Genomic DNA, 18,834 nt, shown 5'->3' with positions numbered 1-18,834 from the left:
GTACCACCCCGGCCGCCCCACGGAAGCCCACCGCGAACGCCGCCGCCCGTACCCGGGTAACCAAGCAATCCAGGGAAGGACTCCCGCCCGTGGCCACCTCGACTCCCACCCGGGACGCATACGCACCGCCGCCCCGCGGCTCCCAGCAGAAACCGGTGAACGCCCGCCGGCAGATGTGGCGGAGCCGGCTCTGGCGCTTCGACGACAAGGCATCGCCGTACGCCTACATAGCCCCGTTCTTCCTCGTCTTCGGCGCCTTCGGGCTCTATCCGCTGATCTACACCGGCTGGATCGCCCTGCACCGGGTGGAGATGACCGGCCTGGACCAGATGGAGTGGGTCGGCTGGGAGAACTTCGACAAGATCCTGCACGACGCGGAGTTCTGGACAGCCGTCACCAACACGTTCGTGATCGGCGTCATCTCGACGGTTCCGCAGCTGCTGGTCGCGCTCGGCCTGGCCCATCTGCTGAACTACAAGCTGCGCGCCAGCACCTTCTGGCGGACGATCATCCTCACCCCGTACGCCACCTCGGTGGCCTCCGCGGCCCTTGTCTTCGCCCTGGTCTTCCGGGCCGACGGCGGTCTGCTGAACTGGGTGCTGCACTTCGTCGGTCTCGGTCACACGAACTGGGCCAACGGCGAATGGACGTCGAAGATCGCCATCTCGGTCATCGTGATCTGGCGCTGGACCGGCTACAACACCCTGATCTACCTGGCGGCGATGCAGGCCGTGCCGTCCGATCTGTACGAGGCGGCCTCGCTCGACGGCGCCTCGCGCTGGCAGCAGTTCCGCAAGGTGACCATCCCCTCGCTGCGGCCCACGATCCTGTTCACGATCGTCATCTCGACCATCGGTGCCATGCAGCTGTTCGGTGAGCCCCTGCTGCTGGAGGGCGGCGCCATCGGCGCGACCGGCGGAAACGAGAATCAGTACGAGACCCTCAGCGTCTACCTCTACAACTACGGCTGGCACCTCGGGCATCTCGGTCCGGCCGCCGCAGTGGCCTGGGCGATGCTCGCCCTCCTGCTGATCATCGCCGCGGTCAACTGGCTCATCGGCCGCTTCGTACGCAAATCCGCGGTCTGACCGGGAGCGAATTCCATGACCATCACCAGCCCCACCCAAGCTCCGGAGCTCGGCCTCCCGGCACGTACCGCACACCGCGCGCCGAAGCGCGCGAGCCGCTTCAGGCCCGGCGCGGGCAAGCAGCTGAACGGCGGTCCGTTCGCCTACATCGCACTGGCCGTCGTCGGCATCGGATCGCTGCTGCCGCTGTACTGGACCCTGGTGGCCGCGTCCCACACCCAGGACGAAGTACTCGCCTCCACTCCGCCGTTCCTGCCGGGCGGCCGGCTGATGCACAACCTCGACGCCGCCTGGAACCAGGCCCATCTGGGCAAGGCGATCGTCAACAGCGTCATCGTCTCCGGCTGCATCACGGCGGCGACGCTCTTCTTCTGCACCCTGGCCGGCTACGCCTTCGCCAAGATGCGGTTCCGGGGCCGTGGCGCCCTGATGACCGGTGTCATCCTGACCCTGACGATCCCGCCGCAGCTCAGCGTCGTCCCGCTGTTCATGATGATGGCCGACCTCGGCTGGGGCGGAAACCTGGAGTCGGTGATCTTCCCGACCCTGGTCAGCGCGTTCGGCGTGTTCTTCATGCGGCAGTACCTGAGCGAGGCGCTCCCGTACGAGCTGATCGAGGCCGCCAAGATCGACGGCGCGAACAACTTCCGCGTCGTGCTGAGCATCGTGCTCCCGGTGGCCCGCCCGGCGATGATGGTGCTCGGCATGCTCACCTTCGTCCAGGCGTGGAACGACTTCTTCTGGCCCTACCTCGCACTGAACCAGCAGAACCCCACGCTCCAGGTGGCCCTCGGCCAGCTGAGCGCCTCCTACACCCCCGACCAGAGCATCGTGATGGCCGGCGCGCTGATCAGCACGCTGCCACTGCTCGTGGTGTTCGTGGTCTTCGGAAAGCGGATCGTCGGCGGGATCATGTCCGGCGCCGTCAAGGGCTGACCTTGCGTCACATCCCTTGAGCCGGAGCCCTCGTACGGCCCGTACCTGACCGCGGGCCGTACGGGTTCCGGAGTTCCACCCTTTCCTGCCCCTGTCCGTCCACTCCTGGGAGCGCTCCCGCATGACTGCTGTACGACCCGACATCGCCCCGAAGCCGGCGCCCGAGGCAACGAGATTTCCGACAGGCTTCGTCTGGGGGGCGGCGACCGCCGCCTACCAGGTCGAGGGCGCCGCGGCCGAGGACGGCCGCACCCCCTCCATCTGGGACACCTTCAGCCGAACTCCGGGCAAGGTCCGCAACGGCGACACCGGCGATATCGCCGCCGATCACTACCACCTGTACCGCGACGACGTGGCCCTGATGAAGGAGCTGGGGCTGAAGGCGTACCGCTTCTCCATCTCCTGGTCCCGGGTGCAGCCCACCGGGCGCGGCCCGGCCGTCGAGCGCGGTCTGGACTTCTACCGCAAGCTCGTCGACGAGCTCCTCGAAGCCGGTATCGCCCCCGTCGCGACCCTCTACCACTGGGACCTGCCCCAGGAGCTGGAGGACGCCGGCGGCTGGCCGCAGCGCGTGACCACGGACCGGTTCGCCGACTACGCCGCGATCATGGCGGGCGCGCTCGGCGACCGGGTCGCGACGTGGACCACCTTCAACGAGCCGTGGTGCTCGGCCTTCCTCGGATACGGATCGGGCGTGCACGCTCCCGGCCGCACCGAGCCCGCATCCGCCCTGCGGGCGGCCCATCACCTCAACCTCGCCCATGGCCGGGCGATCGAGGTTCTGCGCGGTCAACTCCCCGCTACCGCGCAGACCTCGGTCACCCTCAACCTCCACCAGGTCCGCCCGCTCACCGCGAGCGCGGCGGACGCCGACGCCGCCCGCCGGATCGACGCGGTGGGCAACCGGGTCTTCACCGGCCCGATGCTGCGCGGCGAGTACCCCGAGGACCTGATCGCCGACACCGCGCACGTGGTGGACTGGTCGAAGCTCGTCCAGGACGGCGACCTGGCCACCATCTCCCGCCCGGTCGACGTGCTGGGCGTCAACTACTACACGCCGACGCTGGTCTCCACCCCCGCCGAGGGCGCGGGCAACACCCGCAACGACGGCCACGGCGCCAGCGACTTCTCCCCGTGGCCCGGCTCCGAGCACGTCGCCTTCCACCTCGCCGAGGGGAAGGAGCGCACCGCGATGAACTGGTCGATCGACCCCAACGGTCTCTACAACCTGCTGATGGACGTCACCCGCGACCACCCGGGTCTGCCGCTGATGGTCACCGAGAACGGCGCGGCCTTCGACGACTACGTCTCGCCCGAGGGCCGGGTGGAGGACCCCGAGCGGATCGCGTACCTGCACGGACACCTGGACGCCGTGCAGCGTGCGGTGGCCGACGGCGCGGACGTCAGGGGCTACTTCCTCTGGTCGCTGATGGACAACTTCGAGTGGGCCTACGGCTATTCGAAGCGCTTCGGCACCGTGTACGTCGACTACGCCTCCCAGCGCCGCATCCCCAAGGCGAGCGCCCACTGGTACGCCGATGTGATCCGCCGCCACGCCCTGCCGCCGACGGGCCCTTCCTGAGGTGAAGCCGGTCAACCTGACCTGATCACAAGGGGGTTGACCGGCGTCCTCCGACCCGGCAGCATCCTGGGACCCGGCCGTGCGCCGGGTCCCAGGCATGTCCGGACGCGGTAGCACCCCCGGCCGGTGCGCGCCGCTGATCACGCGCGTAGAGTGGGAGCGCTCCCACGACGAGAGCGAGGGAGCGGCCGACCGGTCCCGTCGAGTGTCAAGGGAACCAACACCAGTACTTGGTTTGGTTATCCGACTGTGAGAAATTGACCGCGAACGGGAGGCAGCCATGACGGCAGCGCGAGTACGGAGCGGGGGCCGGCCCACGCTGGAGGAAGTCGCGGCACGGGCGGGAGTGGGGCGTGGAACGGCCTCCCGGGTCATCAACGGCTCACCGCGGGTCAGCGCGCACACCCGGGAGGCGGTGGAGGCGGCCGTGGCCGAGCTCGGCTACGTACCCAACCGCGCCGCCCGCGCCCTGGCCGGCAACCGGACGGACGCCATCGCGCTCGTGGTGCCGGAGTCGGAGAGCCGCTTCTTCGCGGAGCCGTACTTCTCCGACATCGTCCGCGGGGTCGGCGCGGCCCTGGCCGACACCGAGATGCAGCTCCTGCTCACCCTCGTGGGCAGCGACCGCGAACGCCGCAGGCTGGCCCAGTACCTCACCGCGCACCGCGTGGACGGCGTGCTGCTGGTGTCCGTGCACGCCGACGACCCGCTTCCCGACCTGCTGGAGCAGCTGGGCATGCCCGCCGTCATGAACGGCCGCAGGTCCGCCACCGAGCCGCTCCCCTCGGTCGACTCCGACAACTTCGAGGGCGCCCGCGCCGCCGTCGAGCACCTCGCCTCCCGGGGCCGCCGCTCCATCGCCACCATCACCGGGCGGCTGGACGTCTACGCCTCCCAGCGACGCCTCGACGGGTACCGCAAGGCGCTCTCCGAGGCCGGCCTCGAACCGGACGAGCAGCTGATCGCCCCCGCCGACTTCTCCGAGGAGGGCGGCGTCCAGGCCATGCGTCAGCTGCTCGCCCGCCGCCCGGACGTGGACGCGGTCTTCGCCGCCTCCGACCTGATGGCCGCGGGCGCCCGCCAGGTGCTGCGCGAGGCCGGCCGCCGGATCCCGGACGACGTGGCCCTCGTGGGCTTCGACGACTCGGCCGTGGCCCGGCACATGGATCCCGCGCTGACGAGCGTGCGGCAGCCGATCGAGGAGATGGGGCGCACGATGACCCGGGTGCTCCTCGAAAAGATCGCGGGCGAGAGCGGCACGGGCGAGAGCGGTGAGCGGCAGCAGATCGTGCTGCCTACGGAACTGGTGGTGCGGGACTCGTCGTGAGGGGGGTCACGACCCGGCTTCGTGGTGTCGGCGGTCTCCCGGCTCGGCAGGGACCACACGGACTTCGCACGCACAGGGCCGGCGCGACGGGGCCGGCGGGAGCCGGGCGAGCAGGCGGTGGGACTTGCCGCACGCACACCTGAGGTCTGCCGAGCCTCCGCAGGAGCTCAAGGTGTTGCTCCTCACGGTCGGTCAGCAGCTCGGTGCTGCGGACATGGGAACGCTGCCCGGTAGCTGCGATGGTCCGGGTTACGGCCGGCGTGATGCGGCGCGCAGTCCTCGGGTGGCGTCGGCCTGGCGCGCTGCTCGCCGAGGTCAACGTCCGCGCCGACTGGCAGATGGACTTGAAGTCGTGCGTGAAGTCGCCGAGCGGCTGCTGCAGGAGCTGACCGAGGCCGAGGCCGCCGCGCACATCGGTGCCGAGTGGAACGAACAGGCGACCACGCGGACCGGCTACCGCAACGGACACCGGGACAAGACCGTGACCGCTCACGGCTCCAGGCTGGCGCGGACGAGCCGGAATGCAGCCGCAGGGTCTGCGGCACGGGTGACGGCCCGGCCCACGACAATATGTGACGCACCTGCGGCAATGGCAGCACGCGGTGTGCCGGTCCGGGCGTGCTCACCTGGGGATTCGCCAGGAAGCGCGACTCCCGGCGTGACGATCAGGGTGCCGGCTCCCAGCACACCACGCAGTGGCCCGGCTTCCTGCGGCGATGCGATCACACCATGGCAACCAGCGCCTTCCGCCAGGCGTGCCAGCCGCAACACCTGTTTCTCGGTCGAGGCTGAGCCGGTGACTCCGATGTCAGCGAGATCGGATCTCGTCATGCTGGTGACGACGGTCAGAGCCAGCACGCGAAGGCGCGGGAAGTCGCGGGCCGCTTCGACAGCGGCGGACATGATGCCGGTGCCGCCCATGCTGTGGACGGTCACCATGGAGACACCCAGAGCACCAGCGGCACGGACCGCACCGGCCACAGAGTTCGGGATCTCGAAGAGCTTCAGGTCCAGGAAGACCTCCTTGCCCGTGGCTACAAGGTGCTCGATCAGATCCGGCCCGGCCGCCGTGAGCAGCTCCATCCCGACCTTGTAAAAACGGCACTCCTCACCCAGTCGGTCGACGACTTCGTCAACCGCTCGGCGATTGTCAAAGTCCAAAGCAACGATGATCTGACTGTTTCGATCCACGGCGTCATTGTCACCTACGTGGCGTCAAGGGCGTCAGCGGTCTGCCGCAGCAGCCCGCCTCACCGGCACCTGGCCGTTTCAACCCGGTGAACCTATGCGGCCGGAGCACTGGACGGCAGTAAGGGCGGTCGGCCCACCGGCTTCGACGAGACGGTCTACAAGCGCCGTGGCGCTCGGGTGCCGAGCGGCAGTCTGGTGGCACCGGCCGACTCGTCACACGTCAGTACCGGCCTCACCGAGAGGAGCCGGCTCTGTGGTCAGGAGCGCGGTGATCTCGCGGGCGAGCTCCGGGCCGAGCTCGCCCCAGCCGTCCTTGTAGCCGTAGACGCCCGCCAGGACGCGGGCGTCGTAGTCGCCGTTCATGATCTCGATGTCGCCGGTGGTGATGAGTGCCGGGTGGGCGACGCCGACGGCGCCCGAGATCTTCAGCAGCTCCTTGCGCAGGGTGCGCAGGTAGGTGGCGGCCCGAGTGGCCTTCGAGGGCGCGTCGACGCCGCGCACCAGCCACGGATCCTGGGTGGCGATGCCGGTGGGGCACTTGTCGGTGTGGCATTTCTGCGCCTGGATGCAGCCGATGGACAGCATCGCCTCACGGGCGACGTTGATCATGTCGACACCCAGGGCGAACGCGACGACGGCGTTCTCCGGCAGACCGAGCTTGCCGGAACCGATGAACGTGATGTCGTCCGTCAGACCCCGCTCGGCGAACGTGCCGTAGACACGGGAGAAGCCCATCCGGAACGGCAGCGACACCGAGTCGGAGAAGATCAGGGGTGCCGCCCCGGTGCCGCCCTCGCCTCCGTCGATGGTCACGAAGTCGACCCCGCGGTCGCCCCGCGCCATCAGCGTGGCCAGCTCCTCCCAGAAGCTCATCTCCCCGACAGCGCTCTTGATCCCGACCGGCAGACCGGTCGCGTCGGCGAGCATCTCGACGAAGTCGAGCATCGAGTCGACATCGTGGAACGCGGTGTGCCGAGAGGGTGATGCGCAGTCCTCGCCGACCGGGATGCCGCGGATCCCGGCGATCTCGGGGGTCACCTTGGCACCCGGCAGCAGCCCGCCGAGCCCCGGCTTCGCGCCCTGCGAGAGCTTGATCTCTATCGCCTTGACCGGGGCGCCCGCGATCACGCTCTTGAGCTTGTCGAGGCTGAAGGTGCCGTCCTCGTTGCGGCAGCCGAAGTACGAGGTCCCGATCTGGAGGATGAGGTCCCCGCCGTTGCGGTGGTACGGCGAGAGGCCGCCCTCGCCCGTGTTCTGCATCGCGCCGGCCAGCGCCGCACCCTTGTTGAGCGCCGTGACGGCCGGGCCGGACAGCGATCCGAAGCTCATCGCCGAGATGTTCACGACGCTCGCCGGCCGGAACGCCTTGGCGCGCCCGCGTGGGCCGCCCAGCACCTTGGCCGAGGGCAGCGGGCTCTGCGGGTCGTGCAGATCGGGCAGCGCACCGGCGAACGTCCGCTGCTTCACGTACGCGTGCCCCTGTATGTGCTCGACGTCCATGTCGGTTCCGAAGCCGAAGTAGTTGTTCTCCTCCTTCGCCGACGCGTAGATCCAGGTGCGCTGGTCACGGCTGAAGGGGCGCTCTTCCTCGTTGGACGTCACGACGTACTGCCGCAGCTCCGGCCCGATCGTCTCCAGCAGGTACCGGGCGTGTCCGATCACGGGGAAGTTTCTGAGCAGTGCGTGCTTCTTCTGGACGAGGTCGCGGGCAGCCACGACCGCCAGTGCTGCTGCGGCTGCCGCACCGATGCTCCGAGCGCGCATGAACGTTCCTCTCGTCGACTGCTCGATACCCGACTCCATCGCTGCGCGGCGGACGTCGTGACGTTGCGCGGCGGACCCGTCCAGGTAGGAACCGGCGTCCGTCGACGAAACGCCACATGATGCTAGAAGTCTCGCGGACGGACGGACGCGGCAGGGTGCGTGAGCGAGGGGCGGGCAGCGCGACATTGCAGGTCACCGTGGTGGGGACGCGGTGCTGGGGACGTAAAGCTTGTGGTGCGGCCCTCGCGGACACCGCCTGGGCATGAAGAAGGCCTGACCCGTTTGCACAGGTCAGGCCTTGATCATTCAGGGTGAGTAACGGGACTCGAACCCGCGACATCCTGGACCACAACCAGGTGCTCTACCGTCTGAGCTATACCCACCACGTCCGGGCGTTTCCGACCGGCCGAGAAAAAGTGTACAGGGTCCGAGAGGGTGCTCGCGCCCCCATTGTTCTGCCGCCGGCCCCGGCCCCCGAAAGGGCCGTGACCAGCGGTTTCTCTCAGTGCCTAGGTCGAGGGCTGCGACAGTCGCGCCGCGATCGACTTCGCGCGTTCCGAGTCCGGTCCCGGCTGCGGGACGAAGACGGCTTCGCGGTAGTAACGCATCTCCGTGATGGAGTCACGGATGTCCGCGAGTGCCCGGTGGTTGCCGTTCTTCTCCGGACTGTTGAAATACGCCCTCGGGAACCAGCGGCGGGCCAGCTCCTTGATCGAGGAGACATCGACGATCCGGTAGTGGAGGTAGCCCTCCAGCGACGGCATGTCCCGCAGCAGGAAGCCGCGGTCGGTGCCGACCGTGTTCCCGCAGAGCGGGGCCTTGCCGGGCTCCTTCACATGCTCGCGCACATAGGACAGGACCTTCTCCTCGGCGTCGGCCAGGGTGGTGCCCCCGGCCAGCTCGTCGAGCAGGCCCGAGGCGGTGTGCATCTGCCGCACCACCTCGGGCATGGTCTCCAGGGCCGCGTCCGGCGGACGGATGACGATGTCCACCCCGTCGCCGAGCACGTTCAACTCCGAGTCGGTGACCAGTGCGGCCACCTCGATGAGTGCGTCTTCCGTCAACGAGAGCCCGGTCATCTCGCAGTCGATCCACACCATGCGGTCGTTCATGCGCCCCACCCTACGGGGCACTCCGCTGCCCCGGCAGGGCCGGGCGCCCTGCCGCGTACGCGTCGGGCCCCGGCCTCCCGTGCTCGGCGCGGCCCGTGTCCAGCGCTGCCGGAGCAGCGGAGGGCGGGCCCGCGGGAACGGGAGGTGCGGCGGCTCGGCGGTTCGCCGGACTGCCCTGGGCGGGCACCACCTGCTCGGCGGCCTGGGCCACCGGCTCAGGACCACCGCCCTGCGGACGGCGGGCCCGGTAGGCGGCCCGGTACGCGGCGGGGGAGGAGCCCAGCTGACGCCGGAAGTGTCCGCGCAGCGCGACCGGCGAGCGGAAGCCGCAGCGGCCCGCGACCTCGTCGACCGAGTAGTCGGACGTCTCCAGCAGCCGCTGCGCCTGCAGCACCCGCTGGGTGATCAGCCACTGGAGCGGTGCGCTGCCGGTGAGCGAACGGAACCTCCGGTCGAAGGTCCGCCTGCTCATGTAGGCGCGCGCGGCCAGCGTCTCCACGTCGAACTGCTCGTGCAGATGCTCCAGTGCCCAGGCCACGACCTCGGCGAGCGGGTCGGAGCCGATCTCCTCCGGTAAAGACCTGTCGAGGTAGCGCTCCTGACCGCCACTGCGCCGCGGCGGCACGACGAGCCGGCGGGCGAGTGCCCCGGCGGCCTCCGTGCCGTGGTCCGAGCGGACTATGTGCAGACAGAGGTCGATGCCGGCCGCTGTACCCGCGGAGGTGAGCACATCGCCGTCGTCGACGAACAGCTCGCGCGGATCGACGTGGACCGACGGATAGCGCTTGGCCAGCGTCGGTGCGTACATCCAGTGCGTGGTCGCCGGGCGGCCGTCGAGCAGGCCGGCTGCGGCGAGGACGAAGGCCCCCGTGCACAGTCCGACGATCCTGGCGCCCTCCTCGTGGGCGCGGCGCAGCGCGTCCAGTGCCTCCACGGGCGGTGGTGAGGTGATCGAGCGCCAGGCGGGCACCACGACGGTGCCGGCCCTGCTGATCGCCTCCAGCCCGTAGGGCGCGGTGAGTTCGAGTCCCCCTGTGGTGCGCAGCGGTCCTTCTTCGCCGCTGCACACGAGAAGCCGGTAGCGCGGAACTCCCGCGTCCTGGCGGTCGATACCGAACACGGAGAGCGGGATGGAGCTCTCGAAGATGGGGCCGCCGCTGAACAGCAGTACGGCCACGACCTCCCGGCGTCGGCGTCCGCTCAGCTTCCGTACAGCCTCCGTTGCGGTGGCGGAGTCCTGGCTCATGACGCTAAGCCCCCCTCGGTGTTCGCGTCTTCCTGGTCCTTACGGGCCTGTCGCACCTGCACATGTCCCCTCGGTCGTGCACGAGTCCCCAGCCTTCGACACCCAAGATCGAATCTACTGCGTCCCGTGGTGCCGTCGTGACAAGTTCACCAACCGGCTTTATGTCGACAAGGCAACCTGGCGGGAAGCATTCGATCACGAAGCGTTTCACTCGTGAGTCGTGCAGGGAAGTGCGCCTCGTGTTCATGGCCCGTCCCCATTGGGTGGAAGCGTACCGCGCGGTCTCTTCCTGCCTGCTGGCAAGGGGGTTGATCGGCCATTTCGGCAAGCAATCGACCCTGGAATGAAGTTGGCTGAAAACATGCGGTCGCGTGTGCGGAAATCATTCCTTCAACCGGCGCACGCCCCGAAGGGGCGGCTGCCTCCGTGCGCCCCCTTCGGCCGGTGGGACGGCCGGGCGGCCGGTGTCGGTCGTCGGCGGGGCATCGTTCCGCGGGCCGCGGCGGGCGTCGGCCGGGCGGCGGGTTCCGGATGGGTGGGCGGTCGGGGGCCGGTCGGGGAGTCGCTCCCGGGAGCCGATCGACTGCACCGCGGTCAATACCGAGCGGTCGGGGTTCCGCGGACGCCGGACGCCCCCGCCCGGTGGGCCCGGCCCGGTCACCGGGCGGGGCCGTACGGCGTCCGCGGCGCCGCTCCGGCGTCGGTGTACCGCACAACCGGCATTGCCATACGGGGCGGTCTCGGGCATGCTCCGTGAAACGTCGCACGCGCTTTGCGCGGGTCTGGGCAGTGGAGGAATGGCGCCGTACCCTTGGGGGTAAGGGGTTGGGAAGATGATTCCCGGACACCGCCACACCGCTCACTGACGCAGCTCCCCAAGTCGCTCTCCTCACGAGGACTCTCTTCGCCGAGACACCGATGGCCGGTCACGAAATCCCCGAACCCGCGGACCGCAGGCAGGTAGCCGACCCAGCGTCGGGCCCCCAGGCGGTCGAAGAAACACGTCATTCCTGCGATCCCGCGTTCCGGCACGGGGTCGTCGTCGGCTTCGACGGCTCGACCTCCAGTGAGCGGGCCCTCGCCTACGCCATCGGCATGGCCCGAAGATCAGGTTCCGGCCTGATCATCGTCCATGTCGCCAACCGGCTGCCGACCACCGTCTGGGCAGGCTGCGAGCCGCCCGTCTTCGTCGATGTGCCCGATCACCGGACCGAGGTCCTCGGCCTGGAGCTCGCCTGCGCGGACTACCTCACCGAGGTGCCATGGGTGCTCGTCGAGCGCGGCGGGGACATCTGTCACGAGCTGGAGGAGGTCGGCAGGGAGTACTCGGCCGACGCGATCGTGGTCGGCTCCACGCAGGGGATCGTCGGCCGGATCTTCGGCTCGGTGGCCGGCCGGCTGGCGCGGCGCGCCCAGCGTCCGGTCGTCGTCATCCCGTAGCCGCCGCCCCGTGGCCCCGGTCCCGTAGCCGCTGCTTCCTGCCCCTCTCACCCTTTCGAGCTCTTCCGGGCCGTGGAGGCGCTTTCTCGTTCGAGGTACTTCCTCCCCAGCGGCATTTCCGCCCGCCCTCCGGATTTCCGGGGCGGGCGGTCTCGTTTCGGACGATCCGGATCCGGGTGGCGTCAACTCGACTACGAAAACAGCGGGATGAAAGAAGATACCGAACCGTAGAAGTGGATTGTGCGCTTGTGAAGGGTAGGTAAGGGCCACGGGAAACAGCACGATTGCATGTGAAGGGAGCCCGCCGTGGACAACGACGTCTCTGCGGGAAACACCAGCACCTCCACCCTCGGCCATCTCGCCCTGGGGCTCACGCTGTTGGCATTCGGGATCGGTCACACCGGGGCCGTGGACGGGGTGACGGCGGCCGATGCCGTCTCGCTCGCCCTGTATGTCGGCGGCATCGCCCTGTTCGTCGCCGGACTCCTCGAGTTCCGCGCGGGCAACGGCTTCACCGGCACGGCGTTCGCCGGTCTGGGCGCCTTCTGGTTCACCTGGGGCACCGGCGCCGACGCCCGGGTCTCGGCGCATGCGGCGGGGCTGTTCCTGCTGCTGTGGGCCCTGTTCGCGCTCACTCTGACGCTCGGCGCGGCCGGTCGCGGTCTGCTCGGCCAGGGGACGTACGCACTGCTGTTCGTGGCGCTTCTGCTGCTGGGCATCGGGCAGTTCGCGGACAGCGGCTTCCTCGCCAAGGCGGGCGGCTGGTTCGCCGCCGTGGCCGGCCTGGCCGCCTGGTACGGAGCCACGGCCGCACTGGCCCACTGGCCGACGGCGGTACCGAGGCGCGCTGCCGGCCGAGGAGTGACGGCCACCGGCTGAGGGCCTGCCGCCCGGTCGGAGGGCACCGGGAAGGCTCCGGGGCAGCGGACGGGCCGGTACCGGCGGCACCGGCCCGGTTGGAGCGGCCCCGCACCCGTGCGAGACGGTTGCGGGGCCGCTCCTGAGCCCGGAGTGCGGGCGCGACTACTCGACGGTGACGGACTTCGCCAGGTTGCGCGGCTTGTCGATGTCCCGGCCCATGGCCAGCGCCGTGTGGTAGGCGAAGAGCTGGAGCGGGATGCCCATCAGGATCGGGTCCAGCTCGTTCTCGTTCTTCGGTACGACGATGGTGTGGTCGGCCTTCTCCTGCACCTGGTGGGCGACGGCGAGGATGCGGCCGCTGCGGGCCTTGATCTCCTCCATCGCGGCGCGGTTCTTCTCCAGCAGATCGTCGTCCGGAACGATCGCCACGGTCGGCATCGCGGGCTCGATCAGCGCCAGCGGTCCGTGCTTCAGCTCCGAGGCCGGGTAGGCCTCGGCGTGGATGTACGAGACCTCCTTGAGCTTCAGCGAGGCCTCGCGGGCGACGGGGTAGCCGCGCACCCGGCCGATGAACATCATCGACTTGGCGTCCGCGTACTCCGCGGCCAGCTTCTTGATCTCGTCCTCGTTGTCGAGGATCTCGCTGATCTGGGCCGGCAGCCTGCGCAGCCCCTCGATGATCCGCTTGCCGTCGGCGACCGACAGGTCCCGGATCCGGCCCAGGTGCAGCGCGAGCAGCGCGAACGACACGACGGTGTTGGTGAAGCACTTGGTGGAGACGACGCAGACCTCGGGGCCGGCGTGCACGTACGTACCGCCGTCGGCCTCGCGCGCGATGGCGGAACCGACCACGTTGACCACACCGAGCACCCGGGCGCCCTTGCGCTTGAGCTCCTGGACGGCGGCCAGCACGTCGTACGTCTCACCGGACTGGGAGACCGCGACGTACAGCGTGTCCGGGTCCACCACCGGGTTGCGGTAGCGGAACTCGGAGGCCGGCTCGGCGTCCGCGGGGATGCGGGCGAGCTCCTCGATCAGCTGGGCGCCGATCTGGCCCGCGTGGTACGAGGTGCCGCAGCCGAGGATCTTGATCCGGCGGACCCCGCGCGCCTCGCGGGCGTCCAGGTTGAGCCCGCCGAGGTGGACGGTGGCGAACCGGTCGTCGATCCGGCCGCGCAGCACCCGGTCGACGGCCTCGGCCTGCTCCGAGATCTCCTTGTGCATGTACGTGTCGTGGCCGCCCATGTCGTACGACTCGGCCTCCCACTCCACGGTGGTCGGCGTGGCCGTCGTGGTCGAGCCCTCCGTGGTGTACGTACGGAAGTCGTCGGCCTTGATGGTGGCCATCTCGCCGTCGTCGAGCGTGACGACCTGGCGGGTGTGGGTGACCAGGGCGGCGACGTCCGAGGCGACGAACATCTCCTTCTCGCCGATGCCGAGGACGACCGGGGAGCCGTTGCGGGCCACCACGATGCGGTCGTTGAAGTCGGCGTGCATCACGGCGATGCCGTACGTGCCCTCGATGGAGCGCAGCGCCTCGCGGACCTTCTCCTCCAGGGTGTCGGCCTCGGAGCGGGCGATCAGGTGGACCAGCACCTCGGTGTCGGTCTCGGAGAGGAAGACGACGCCCTCGGCGACGAGCCTGGTGCGCAGCTCGGAGGCGTTGTCGATGATCCCGTTGTGGACGACGGCGACCTTGCCGCCGGCGTCCAGGTGCGGGTGGGCGTTCTCGTCGCTCGGGGCGCCGTGGGTGGCCCAGCGGGTGTGGGCGATGCCGGTCGTGCCGGTGAACCGCTTGGGGACCCGGGCCTCCAGCTCGCGGACCCGGCCCTTGGCCTTGACCATCTTCAGCGCGGCGGCCTTGCCGGCCGCGGGCTTGCCGGTGATCACGATGCCGGCGGAGTCGTAGCCCCGGTACTCCAGCCGCTGCAGCCCTTCCAGCAGCAGCGGAGCCACATCACGCTTTCCGATATAACCGACGATTCCGCACATAACGTCTCTGCCCCTCCGTGAATCCGACGACGTACAAGTAAGTGGACGTACAAGTGAGTGACGTGCAAGTGAGTGGGTGCCCGGCCGCGGGCCGGCCTCAGCCGTAGACGATGCGGCGCAGCTGCCGGAGCGAGAGCTCCGGCGGTGCGACCGCCCGGTGCGGCAGCTCGGCCGCGATCCGCTCGAAGATCTCCGCGTTGACCAGGCCGCCGGACTGCATTTCGCGATGGCGGCGGCGGACGAAGTCGTCGGTCGTCTCGTCGAAGTACGCCAGCACGTCGAGGATCACCCGGGAGGCCTCACCGCGCTGGAGCGCGGTGCTGCGCACCAGGTGGTCAATGAGGTCGTCGTACGACGAGCGGCGTTCGAGCACTCGTCGATACTGCGGCGGAAGGGGCTCCAGCGCAACAATTCTGCCCGATATCGGGCAGGACTGCGGGCAATCGGCCCTCCTTCTGTGGTTGGCGACGGTTTCGGAGCTCCTCGGGGTGGTTTCCGTGGTGCCCGGCACGCTCCGCGCCCGACGGGGCCGCAGGGATGAATTCGGCCATAAGCCGCGGAACGTCGGCCACGTTCCGGCACGGCCAACAGGGGGAAGTGGTCTACACCTTGACCATCCGTTGGGTACGCGGTACGGATGTCGACGGTTCGGTTGGTCAGGAGATCCGCAGATGTGAACCCGTAGAAAGGGACCCGGCTTGTGAGACTGCACACGGCGCGGCGCAGTGCTCTTCCCCGTGCTCTACCCCGACTTCTCGGCTCGCTGCTTCTCGTCACGGCGGCCGGTATCTCCACCGCCTGCGCGGCCCCCACGGCATCGGCGGTGGCCGGCAGCCCGGCCGCCCTGACGTCCCGGCCGCTGGGCCAGGTCGTGCCCGCCCCCGCTTCGGTCAGGCCGGGCGGCGCCCCCTACTCCCTCAACGACGGCACCAGGATCCGGGTCGACGGCTCGTCCGGCGAGGCCCGCAAGATCGGTGAGTACCTGGCGGGCGTGCTGCGCCCCTCCACCGGGTACGCCCTGCCGGTCACCACCAAGAACGGCGCCGACGGCATCCGGCTGCGGCTCGGCTCCCGCGACAGCAAGCTGGGCGCGGAGGGCTACACCCTGACGTCCGGGCGCGGCTCCGTCACCATCACCGCCCGGAAGCCGGCAGGGCTCTTCCACGGCGTCCAGACGCTGCGTCAGCTGCTGCCGGCCCAGGTGGAGTCGCACAGCCGCCAGAAGGGCCCCTGGAACGTCGCCGGCGGCAGCATCACCGACACGCCGCGCTACGGCTACCGGGGCGCGATGCTCGATGTCTCGCGGCACTTCTTCTCGGTCACCGAGGTGAAGCGCTACATCGACCAGATCGCGCTGTACAAGATGAACACGTTCCACATCCACCTCTCCGACGACCAGGGCTGGCGCATCGCCATCGACTCCTGGCCGAAGCTGGCCACGTACGGCGGCTCGACGGAGGTCGGCGGCGGAAAGGGCGGGTACTACACCAAGAGCCAGTACAAGGAGATCGTGCGGTACGCGGCCTCCCGCTACCTGGAGGTGGTGCCCGAGATCGACATGCCGAGCCACACGAACGCCGCGCTCGCCTCGTACGCCGAGCTGAACTGCGACGGCGTCGCGCCGCCGCTCTACACCGGCATCGAGGTCGGGTTCAGCTCGCTGTGCGCCGGCAAGGACGTCACGTACGACTTCATCGACGACGTCCTTCGCGAACTGTCCGCGCTGACCCCCGGCAAGTACCTCCACATCGGCGGTGACGAGGCGCACTCCACCAGTCACGAGGACTACGCGGAGATCATGAACAAGGCGCAGGCCGTCGTCGGCAAGTACGGCAAGACCGTGATGGGCTGGCACCAGATCACCGGGGCCACGCCGGTCAAGGGCGCGGTCGCCCAGTACTGGGGCTACGACAAGACGAGCGCCGCGGACCGGCAGCAGGTCGTCGACGCCGCGAAGAACGGCACCAAGCTGGTGCTGTCGCCGGCGGACCGGGTGTACCTGGACATGAAGTACAACGAGCAGACCGAACTGGGCCTGAAGTGGGCCGGTCTGGTCGAGGTCCAGCGCTCCTACGACTGGGACCCGGCGACCTATCTCACCGGCGCCCCGCAGGACGCGGTGCTGGGAGTCGAGGCGCCGATCTGGGCGGAGACGCTGACGGACAGCGACGACATCGACGCGATGGCGTTCCCGAGGCTGCCCGGGGCGGCGGAGCTGGGCTGGTCACCGGCGGCGACGCACGACTGGGACACGTACAAGCTGCGGCTGGCGGCGCTCGGGCCGCGGTTCACCGCGATGGGGATCGACTACTACCGGTCGCCCCAGGTGCCGTGGCCGGCGGAGCCGGCTTCGGCGGGGTGACGTGAGGTGAGCCCGTCCGGCGATTGAGGCCTTGTCCTCAATCGCCGGACGGGCTTCACACGCTGTCCTCGGTCGACGGGCGGGCTTGCCCTCGGTTACGACCGGAACGGCTGGTTCCGCTTCAGCGGGCCTTCTTGGCGTCCTCGATGGCCTTCGCGAGGTCGTCGAGGATCGGCGCGCACTTGTCGTAGCTGAAGATCGGCTCGGCGGTTCGGGGGATGACCTGTCCGGCCTTGACCGCGGGCAGCTGCGTCCAGGTCGGCTTGGACGTCAGGGCGCCGGGCTGGAGCGCCGATGACCGGTTGTCCATCATGATGATGTCGGCCTGGTACTTGTCGACGTTCTCCCAGCTCAGCTCCTCGAAGAAGCCCGCCGAGTTCACCTTCGGCTCGACGAACTTCACGCCCAGCTCCTGGAAGTACAGGGTGTCGGCGGCCGTCTTCGCGAGGGTGACGTAGAAGAGGTCCTGGCTGGCCGAGCCGATCATGACCTTGATGTCCGGCTTGGACTTCGCGGCGGCGCGCAGCCGGGCGGCGGCCTTCTCGAAGCGGGCCTTGGCGTCCGTGACCTTCGTGGCCTTCACATCGGCGCCGAGCGACACGGCGAGGTCCTCGTGACGCTGGATGGCCTTCGGGATGGTGGTCTGCGCCGCCCACAGGGCGACGCTCGGGGCCAGCTTAAGGATCTTGTCCTTGGACTGGTCCGGCACGTACCAGAGGGCGTCCTTCTCCCACATCGCGGTGACCAGCAGCTCCGGGCCGAGCGCCGCGTACTTCTCGACGTTGAACTCGCCCCAGACGTTGCCGAGGATCTCGACCTTGCTGATGTCCAGGTCGCCGGCCTGCACATCGGCCTTGCCGTCCTTGGTCTTCGTCGGACCGAACACGGCCTTGACCTCGACGCCGTAGTCGTGGAGCGCGGCGGCGACACCGGTGAAGGCGACGATGTTCTTCGGCACCGACTTGGCCTCGGCGGTCTTCCCGCGGTCGTCCTTGAAGCTCCACGGCCCCGCGCTCTTCGAGCCGGCGGCCCCCGAGTCCTTCCCGTCGCTGTCGCCGCAGGCGGCGAGCACGGCGCCGAGGCCTACGGCGCCGCCCATGGCCAGCAGGCCACGGCGGGTGGGACGGGACGCTCGGGCAGTGCGCATGACAGGGTCCGCTTTCGTACGAGCCGGAGACCGGCCGCTGACAAGGTCGAGGGAAGGCTAGCCTAACCTCAGGGTTTGCCGACCTGTCGAGGGCCCCGCCCCGGGGGTACCGGACGAGAAGGGCGGACTCATCCGCCGAACATTCCCCGGCAGCCGTCGAGCCCCTCGATCGTCACCTCGACCGTGCGGTGCTCCTCCCACCGGGTGCGCTCCAGGCGCAGCCGCTGGAGCGTGACGGGGGCGCCCCGCAGGGCGGCGGTCTCCAGTCCGTCCGGGAGGTAGCCGAGCCGGCGCGAGACACCGAGCGAGCGCGGGTTGTCGGTCATCGCCGCGGAAACGGCCGTCTCGGCGCCGAGACCCGCGAAGACGAGGTGAAGGGCGGCGGCCCGCATCTCGGTGCCGATGCCCCGGCCCTGGTGCGCGAGCCCCAGCCAGGAACCGGTGCTCACCTCACCGGTCACCGCGAAGTCCTTCGCCATCACGTCCTGACGGCCGACCACCCGGCCCTCGTGCAGCACCGCGAGGCTCAACGACCAGTCCCGCGACGACCAGTTGGCGACGGAGGCCAGCACGTGCTGGAACACCGCCCTCCCGCGCTCGGCGGGCGAGCCGTCGGTCCAGGGGACGGTGAACGGCATGGCGTCAGGCGAGTGCACCCCATCGGCGGCGACCGAGGCCAGCTCGTCGAGCAACTCCAGGTCCGGGAGACGGAGTTCCAGCCGGGGCGTGCGGATGCGGAGCCCGTACAGGGGCCAGTGCTGCGGCTTCATGGACGAACACTGCCGG

At 69.6% G+C, this 18,834-nt stretch carries 15 protein-coding genes, 1 tRNA gene and 1 pseudogene; 8 read left to right on the top strand and 9 right to left on the bottom strand.

Annotated features, from left to right (window positions below; translation table 11 throughout):
* Positions 1-89 precede the first annotated feature (89 nt).
* From ACFVW8_RS13360 to ACFVW8_RS13340, 5 genes and pseudogenes are all read left to right on the top strand, one after another.
* Entirely contained in the window at positions 90-1,088 is a 999-nt protein-coding gene (locus ACFVW8_RS13360) for a carbohydrate ABC transporter permease (RefSeq protein ID WP_389689258.1), read from the top strand.
* Between the two features lie 15 nt (positions 1,089-1,103).
* Positions 1,104-2,024, top strand: coding sequence for a carbohydrate ABC transporter permease (locus tag ACFVW8_RS13355; RefSeq protein ID WP_389689256.1), 921 nt, complete (start codon positions 1,104-1,106; stop codon positions 2,022-2,024).
* Between the two features lie 121 nt (positions 2,025-2,145).
* Positions 2,146-3,606 carry a GH1 family beta-glucosidase gene (locus ACFVW8_RS13350; protein WP_389689254.1) on the top strand — a complete coding sequence of 487 codons (1,461 nt, stop codon included), beginning with the start codon at positions 2,146-2,148 and terminating at the stop codon, positions 3,604-3,606.
* 280 nt (positions 3,607-3,886) lie between these two features.
* Positions 3,887-4,933: a LacI family DNA-binding transcriptional regulator gene (locus ACFVW8_RS13345; RefSeq protein WP_389689252.1), complete on the top strand. Its 1,047-nt coding sequence runs from the start codon at positions 3,887-3,889 to the stop codon at positions 4,931-4,933.
* 214 nt (positions 4,934-5,147) lie between these two features.
* Positions 5,148-5,372 (top strand): annotated as a pseudogene (locus ACFVW8_RS13340) (hypothetical protein); the annotation flags it as partial.
* A gap of 50 nt (positions 5,373-5,422) precedes the next feature.
* Here the strand turns inward: ACFVW8_RS13340 and pyrF are convergent.
* The 5 genes from pyrF to ACFVW8_RS13315 all read right to left on the bottom strand — a co-directional run bounded on the left by pyrF (position 5,423) and on the right by ACFVW8_RS13315 (position 10,246).
* Complete coding sequence (pyrF, locus tag ACFVW8_RS13335; protein ID WP_389689250.1) at positions 5,423-6,124, bottom strand: orotidine-5'-phosphate decarboxylase; 702 nt, start codon at positions 6,122-6,124, stop codon at positions 5,423-5,425.
* Between the two features lie 213 nt (positions 6,125-6,337).
* Positions 6,338-7,888, bottom strand: a complete 1,551-nt coding sequence (locus tag ACFVW8_RS13330; protein ID WP_389689248.1) for an FMN-binding glutamate synthase family protein — start codon at positions 7,886-7,888, stop codon at positions 6,338-6,340.
* A 310-nt stretch (positions 7,889-8,198) separates the two neighbouring features.
* Positions 8,199-8,271, bottom strand: a tRNA-His gene (locus ACFVW8_RS13325).
* A gap of 126 nt (positions 8,272-8,397) precedes the next feature.
* The gene (gene orn / locus ACFVW8_RS13320) at positions 8,398-9,000 is read right to left on the bottom strand and encodes an oligoribonuclease (protein ID WP_389689246.1); all 603 of its coding nucleotides are present in this window, start codon (positions 8,998-9,000) and stop codon (positions 8,398-8,400) included.
* A gap of 10 nt (positions 9,001-9,010) precedes the next feature.
* Positions 9,011-10,246 (bottom strand): helix-turn-helix domain-containing protein, encoded by a 1,236-nt coding sequence (locus ACFVW8_RS13315; RefSeq protein WP_389689244.1) that lies wholly within the window; start codon positions 10,244-10,246, stop codon positions 9,011-9,013.
* A gap of 918 nt (positions 10,247-11,164) precedes the next feature.
* Here ACFVW8_RS13315 and ACFVW8_RS13310 point away from each other — a divergent pair.
* Together ACFVW8_RS13310 and ACFVW8_RS13305 are read left to right on the top strand one after the other, a co-directional pair.
* Positions 11,165-11,686, top strand: coding sequence for a universal stress protein (locus ACFVW8_RS13310; RefSeq protein WP_389689243.1), 522 nt, complete (start codon positions 11,165-11,167; stop codon positions 11,684-11,686).
* A 306-nt stretch (positions 11,687-11,992) separates the two neighbouring features.
* Positions 11,993-12,565, top strand: a complete 573-nt coding sequence (locus tag ACFVW8_RS13305; RefSeq protein WP_389689241.1) for an acetate uptake transporter — start codon at positions 11,993-11,995, stop codon at positions 12,563-12,565.
* A gap of 144 nt (positions 12,566-12,709) precedes the next feature.
* Here ACFVW8_RS13305 and glmS read toward each other — a convergent pair whose 3' ends face one another.
* Together glmS and ACFVW8_RS13295 are read right to left on the bottom strand one after the other, a co-directional pair.
* The gene (glmS, locus tag ACFVW8_RS13300; protein ID WP_389689239.1) at positions 12,710-14,539 is read right to left on the bottom strand and encodes a glutamine--fructose-6-phosphate transaminase (isomerizing); all 1,830 of its coding nucleotides are present in this window, start codon (positions 14,537-14,539) and stop codon (positions 12,710-12,712) included.
* A 97-nt stretch (positions 14,540-14,636) separates the two neighbouring features.
* Positions 14,637-14,912 carry a hypothetical protein gene (locus tag ACFVW8_RS13295; protein WP_389689237.1) on the bottom strand — a complete coding sequence of 92 codons (276 nt, stop codon included), beginning with the start codon at positions 14,910-14,912 and terminating at the stop codon, positions 14,637-14,639.
* Positions 14,913-15,239: 327 nt separating this feature from the next.
* Here ACFVW8_RS13295 and ACFVW8_RS13290 point away from each other — a divergent pair, with 327 nt between their 5' ends.
* The gene (locus tag ACFVW8_RS13290) at positions 15,240-16,901 is read left to right on the top strand and encodes a beta-N-acetylhexosaminidase (RefSeq protein ID WP_389689235.1); all 1,662 of its coding nucleotides are present in this window, start codon (positions 15,240-15,242) and stop codon (positions 16,899-16,901) included.
* A 121-nt stretch (positions 16,902-17,022) separates the two neighbouring features.
* Here ACFVW8_RS13290 and ACFVW8_RS13285 read toward each other — a convergent pair whose 3' ends face one another.
* Both ACFVW8_RS13285 and ACFVW8_RS13280 read right to left on the bottom strand, forming a co-directional pair.
* Positions 17,023-18,000: an ABC transporter substrate-binding protein gene (locus tag ACFVW8_RS13285; protein ID WP_389689267.1), complete on the bottom strand. Its 978-nt coding sequence runs from the start codon at positions 17,998-18,000 to the stop codon at positions 17,023-17,025.
* Positions 18,001-18,176: 176 nt separating this feature from the next.
* Positions 18,177-18,818 carry a GNAT family N-acetyltransferase gene (locus ACFVW8_RS13280; RefSeq protein WP_389689233.1) on the bottom strand — a complete coding sequence of 214 codons (642 nt, stop codon included), beginning with the start codon at positions 18,816-18,818 and terminating at the stop codon, positions 18,177-18,179.
* Between the last annotated feature and the right edge of the window lie 16 nt (positions 18,819-18,834).

It is taken from the genome of Streptomyces sp. NPDC058221, from assembly GCF_042882365.1.
GTDB lineage: Bacteria > Actinomycetota > Actinomycetes > Streptomycetales > Streptomycetaceae > Streptomyces.
Note: the sequence above shows the minus strand (reverse complement) of the source record. Positions and strands in the feature narration are given on the sequence as shown.

What these genes read in the sequence shown, in the direction of transcription:
- ACFVW8_RS13355 (WP_389689256.1), top strand. Translation starts at nt 1,104, where the DNA reads ATGACCATCACCAGCCCCACCCAAGCTCCGGAGCTCGGCCTCCCGGCA.
- ACFVW8_RS13350 (WP_389689254.1), top strand. Translation starts at nt 2,146, where the DNA reads ATGACTGCTGTACGACCCGACATCGCCCCGAAGCCGGCGCCCGAGGCA.
- ACFVW8_RS13345 (WP_389689252.1), top strand. Translation starts at nt 3,887, where the DNA reads ATGACGGCAGCGCGAGTACGGAGCGGGGGCCGGCCCACGCTGGAGGAA.
- ACFVW8_RS13330 (WP_389689248.1), bottom strand. Translation starts at nt 7,888, where the DNA reads ATGCGCGCTCGGAGCATCGGTGCGGCAGCCGCAGCAGCACTGGCGGTC.
- orn (WP_389689246.1), bottom strand. Translation starts at nt 9,000, where the DNA reads ATGAACGACCGCATGGTGTGGATCGACTGCGAGATGACCGGGCTCTCG.
- ACFVW8_RS13315 (WP_389689244.1), bottom strand. Translation starts at nt 10,246, where the DNA reads ATGAGCCAGGACTCCGCCACCGCAACGGAGGCTGTACGGAAGCTGAGC.
- ACFVW8_RS13310 (WP_389689243.1), top strand. Translation starts at nt 11,165, where the DNA reads ATGGCCGGTCACGAAATCCCCGAACCCGCGGACCGCAGGCAGGTAGCC.
- glmS (WP_389689239.1), bottom strand. Translation starts at nt 14,539, where the DNA reads ATGTGCGGAATCGTCGGTTATATCGGAAAGCGTGATGTGGCTCCGCTG.
- ACFVW8_RS13285 (WP_389689267.1), bottom strand. Translation starts at nt 18,000, where the DNA reads ATGGGCGGCGCCGTAGGCCTCGGCGCCGTGCTCGCCGCCTGCGGCGAC.
- ACFVW8_RS13280 (WP_389689233.1), bottom strand. Translation starts at nt 18,818, where the DNA reads ATGAAGCCGCAGCACTGGCCCCTGTACGGGCTCCGCATCCGCACGCCC.